Here is a 3,506-nt window from a genome sequence, read left to right as displayed (position 1 = left end):
TCTTTTGGTGCAAGGCGAGGTGCACCCCCCAGTTCTCCCCTGGGTCGCGCGTCGGCAGCGGCAGAGGGGGATAAGGGATAGGACCAGGCGATCGACGTGCGCCTGAAGTCGCGGTCCGATCAGCAGGATGGCGGGAATGACGATTAGGTACCCGATGCTCCACGAGCGCAGCCATGTCAGGACGAATCCTTTTGAAAAGCCGAGGTTGAGCGCAAGAAGGACGAAGGAGATAATTCCGGTTGTGATGATACCCATCGACAGGGCAAAGGCGATCTTCCGTTTCAATTGCGTGTTCATGTTCTTCTTCCTTTGAAGGTTCAAAGCCTCGATATGACCGCCTTGCGCTGATCGAACCGGGCAGTCACGACCTGTTGATGATCGGCGCCGAGGATCGAGCATTGCCACCCGGGGCGGTAGAGCAAGAATGCGAGAGGCAACCTCTTGAATCCGGCAAGTCCCAAACGGTGGCAACGACTACATCTGTCGCGAACTCACCCCAAGGCCCTCTTCACCCGGCGTCCTGCGCGATCGGCTTGTTATATGCCGACCGCCTTGCTCGCCGCGGATATGACCTCGTGTTGCTCGCAAAAAACCCTGACCGGCCAATCGCGCCCTTGCGAGCATTTTGCAAGCTGAGACCGATGTGGCGGTCGAGGTTGTTGCTGTCGACCTTTCGACGGACCAAGGCCTCCAAGGCGTGGAGGCTAGGTTCGTGGAGGAGAAGGGCTTTGACCTTGTCGTCAATCTCGACTTGCCAGCTGGCAAACCGCTTCCGGAAGACCGGGTGCTCAATCTCGATCGCCTGATCGGAATGAACGTTAAGGCATATGCACGCCCCGCAGCAGTGGCCGCACATAGCACATCAAAACGTCTATGTTCAGCGCGTTCTGACCGGCGCGGTGCGTACCGATTTCTGGCGGTTTCCCGCCTGCGTGCCTGAAGCAATACCCGCAATGATGACGGCTGCCGATCTCGTCGATGCCGCGATGGTCGGTTTCGACCGTCGCGAGGCGATCACCATCCCCTCGCTGGTAAAGACCGGCCGCTGGGCGAGTTATGAGCACGCACGCAAGGCACTGCTTGACGACCTCATGAACAGTGAGCCGGCACCTCGGTATCAGCGCCAACGCTGATCAAGTCTGTCAAACGAGAGGCTGGCTCTCATTTTTGCTCGCTACCGGGCCAACTTTGGCGAGCTCATATTCGTACCCATCGCAGTCCACAAATCGCAACTGACGCTCGGCTGTGTCCACGACAACCCGAAAGGAAATGCCATGCAGGAAACGTTAGGAATCGCCGTCATTACCGGCGCATCGGGCGGCATTGGCGCCCTTTATGCGGATCGACTTGCCCGCCAGGGCTATGACTTGATGCTCGTCGCGCGAAACGGCGAGCGGCTGCAACGAGTAGCGGCTGCCATCCGCGAACGGACGGGCCGCACCGTTTTGACCGTCACTGCCGACCTCACGAAAACGGACGACGTCGCCCGGGTCGCAACGCTGATCACTGACGACCCGCGGATCACGATGCTGGTCAACAATGCCGGTGTCGGGGCGGCCGCCTCGCTCATCCAGTCCGACGTCGACGCCATGAGCGCGATGATTGCGCTCAATGTCGATGCGCTGATGCGCCTCACTTACGCAGCCGTCCCTGGGTTTGTCGAGCGGGACCGGGGGACGATCATCAACATTGCTTCGATCGTGGCGGTCGCGCCGGAAAGATTGAACGGCGTCTACGGCGGCACGAAGGCCTTTGTTCTCTCCTTCAGCCAGAGCCTGCGCCAGGAACTGGCCGACAGCAACGTCCACGTACAGGTCGTTCTCCCAGGTGCCACTGCGACTGACTTCTGGGATGTCGCGGGGCTTCCGGTTCAGCACTTGCCGCAAGAAATGGTCATGCCGGCTCAAGACCTGGTCGACGCTGCCCTACTGGGGCTTTCGCGCAAGGAGTTCGTCACCATCCCGAGCCTTCACGATGCCGGCCAATGGGATGCCTTCGACGGCGCCCGGCAGGCCATGGCGGGAAATCTGTCCACCAACAAGCCAGCAGCCCGCTATCAGGCCGGCTGACATCCGATCAGGACCAAATGAAATGTCGAAAGTCGTCTACACGGGTAAAACCCACACCACCGGCGGGCGCGACGGCGCCTCGCGCAGCTTAGACGGGCGTCTTGACATCAAGCTGTCGCCACCCGGATCGACGGGCGCTGGCGCCAATCCCGAGCAGCTCTTTGCGGCGGGCTGGTCCGCATGTTTCCTCGGCGCGGTCGCAAGCGCCACCTCCGCCTGCCTGCCGATGCCTCGATCAATACCGAAGTCGACCTTGTCTTGAGTGATATGGCTATCTGCTACGCGCGCGGCTGAGTGTGAGCCTGCCGGGAAGCGCGCCTGAACTGGCGACCATCCTTGTCGAACGGGCGCACCAGCTTTGCCCTTACTCGAAGGCCACCGCAGCAACATCGAAGTCGAGCTCAGCGTGGCTTGATCCGCATCTCGGTTATTTCCTTCAACCAGACATCGCGCCGGCGATCGGAAATCTCCGGTCTCGACCGGCGCGGTTATCATAGGATGATATTTGTCATGATCACGACCGTTAGAGCCCTCGGCCTTGCTGCAATCGCTCTTCTGACTGTAGCGACCGCGATTGCCCAAGCCCAAACGCCAGGCAGCGTCCAGACTCAGTTTTTACCTATCAAGGATGAGCCCGAGCCGAAACTACTTGTCGATCAGCCCCTTGCAGAACCACTCACCACGCGAGGGGTGGCCATTATTCCGTATCGGACGGAGAATTTTCGCATCCTGCCGATTTTCGGTCCCGGCGCAAGCGACGTATCGCCACGGGTGGGCCACCTGCACGTCAACGTCGACGATCTTCCGTGGCGCTGGGCGGATGCAGGCGGCACGGGTGCAATTGTTCTGACGGGCCTGCCGGCTGGCAAACATAAGGTACTGATCGAAATTGTCACGCCTGAACACCGTGTGATTGGCGGCCAGACTGCCTCGTTCACGGTTCCGGCCATCCATGGTCAGCATCATTAGAAAGGGCATCGCTTCCTTGGGATCGGTGAACGCGCAAAGCCTTGTGGAAATAGTGCCTGATCATTGCTGCCGGCCAGCGCGCCATGGGTCGGTCCCACACCTCCAACGTCATCCCGCCCGGCTGGGAGGCTCCTCCCCCACTTTGCAGGCAAAACGGTCCAGGGCAACTTGCATGACTGTCAGCCTGCATGCTTGAAGAACTCGATAAAGGCGCGCAGTGCTGGGCGCATCTGACGCCGGCTTGGGTAATAAAGATAGACACCGGGAAACGGCGCGCACCAATCGGCAAGAATCCAACGCAGCCGCCCTTCTTCAACGGCGGCGTTCGCCATGTTTTCTAGCAGGAACGCGATGCCGGCGCCGTCTAGCGCGGCCTCGATCACCAGCCGGTCGTCGCCTAGAATAAGCGGGCCATCGACATCAAGGACCAGCTCTTCGCCATCTTTTTCGAATTCCCATCTATAGACC

At 60.1% G+C, this 3,506-nt stretch carries 4 protein-coding genes and 2 pseudogenes; 4 read left to right on the top strand and 2 right to left on the bottom strand.

Annotated features, from left to right (window positions below):
* Window positions 1-81: 81 nt before the first annotated feature.
* Window positions 82-297 (bottom strand): annotated as a pseudogene (locus C9413_RS29660) (DUF2798 domain-containing protein); the annotation flags it as partial.
* 530 nt (window positions 298-827) lie between these two features.
* Between C9413_RS29660 and C9413_RS29655 the strand changes: the two are divergent.
* The 4 genes and pseudogenes from C9413_RS29655 (at window position 828) to C9413_RS29640 (ending at window position 3,038) form a co-directional block, all read left to right on the top strand.
* On the top strand, window positions 828-1,133 hold the full coding sequence (locus C9413_RS29655; RefSeq protein WP_133938591.1) for a hypothetical protein: 306 nt from the start codon (window positions 828-830) through the stop codon (window positions 1,131-1,133).
* 141 nt (window positions 1,134-1,274) lie between these two features.
* A complete protein-coding gene (locus C9413_RS29650; protein WP_040115829.1) occupies window positions 1,275-2,069 on the top strand; it encodes an SDR family oxidoreductase in 795 nt (264 codons plus the stop codon).
* A gap of 22 nt (window positions 2,070-2,091) precedes the next feature.
* Window positions 2,092-2,484, top strand: a pseudogene (locus C9413_RS29645) (organic hydroperoxide resistance protein).
* Window positions 2,485-2,579: 95 nt separating this feature from the next.
* Entirely contained in the window at window positions 2,580-3,038 is a 459-nt protein-coding gene (locus tag C9413_RS29640) for a DUF6130 family protein (protein WP_052451935.1), read from the top strand.
* Window positions 3,039-3,217: 179 nt separating this feature from the next.
* On the opposite strand, the gene C9413_RS29635 is transcribed toward C9413_RS29640, so the two are convergent.
* Window positions 3,218-3,506, bottom strand: a 289-nt coding sequence (locus C9413_RS29635; RefSeq protein ID WP_246703888.1) for a LysR substrate-binding domain-containing protein, incomplete at its 5' end; no start/stop codon positions are given.

The sequence above is a fragment of the Rhizobium sp. SEMIA 4085 genome (assembly GCF_013004495.1).
Taxonomy (GTDB): domain Bacteria; phylum Pseudomonadota; class Alphaproteobacteria; order Rhizobiales; family Rhizobiaceae; genus Rhizobium; species Rhizobium gallicum.
Note: the sequence above shows the minus strand (reverse complement) of the source record. Positions and strands in the feature narration are given on the sequence as shown.

Coding starts and splice junctions, on each gene's coding strand:
- C9413_RS29640 (WP_052451935.1), top strand. CDS start 2,580: ATGATCACGACCGTTAGAGCCCTCGGCCTTGCTGCAATCGCTCTTCTG.
- C9413_RS29650 (WP_040115829.1), top strand. CDS start 1,275: ATGCAGGAAACGTTAGGAATCGCCGTCATTACCGGCGCATCGGGCGGC.
- C9413_RS29655 (WP_133938591.1), top strand. CDS start 828: ATGCACGCCCCGCAGCAGTGGCCGCACATAGCACATCAAAACGTCTAT.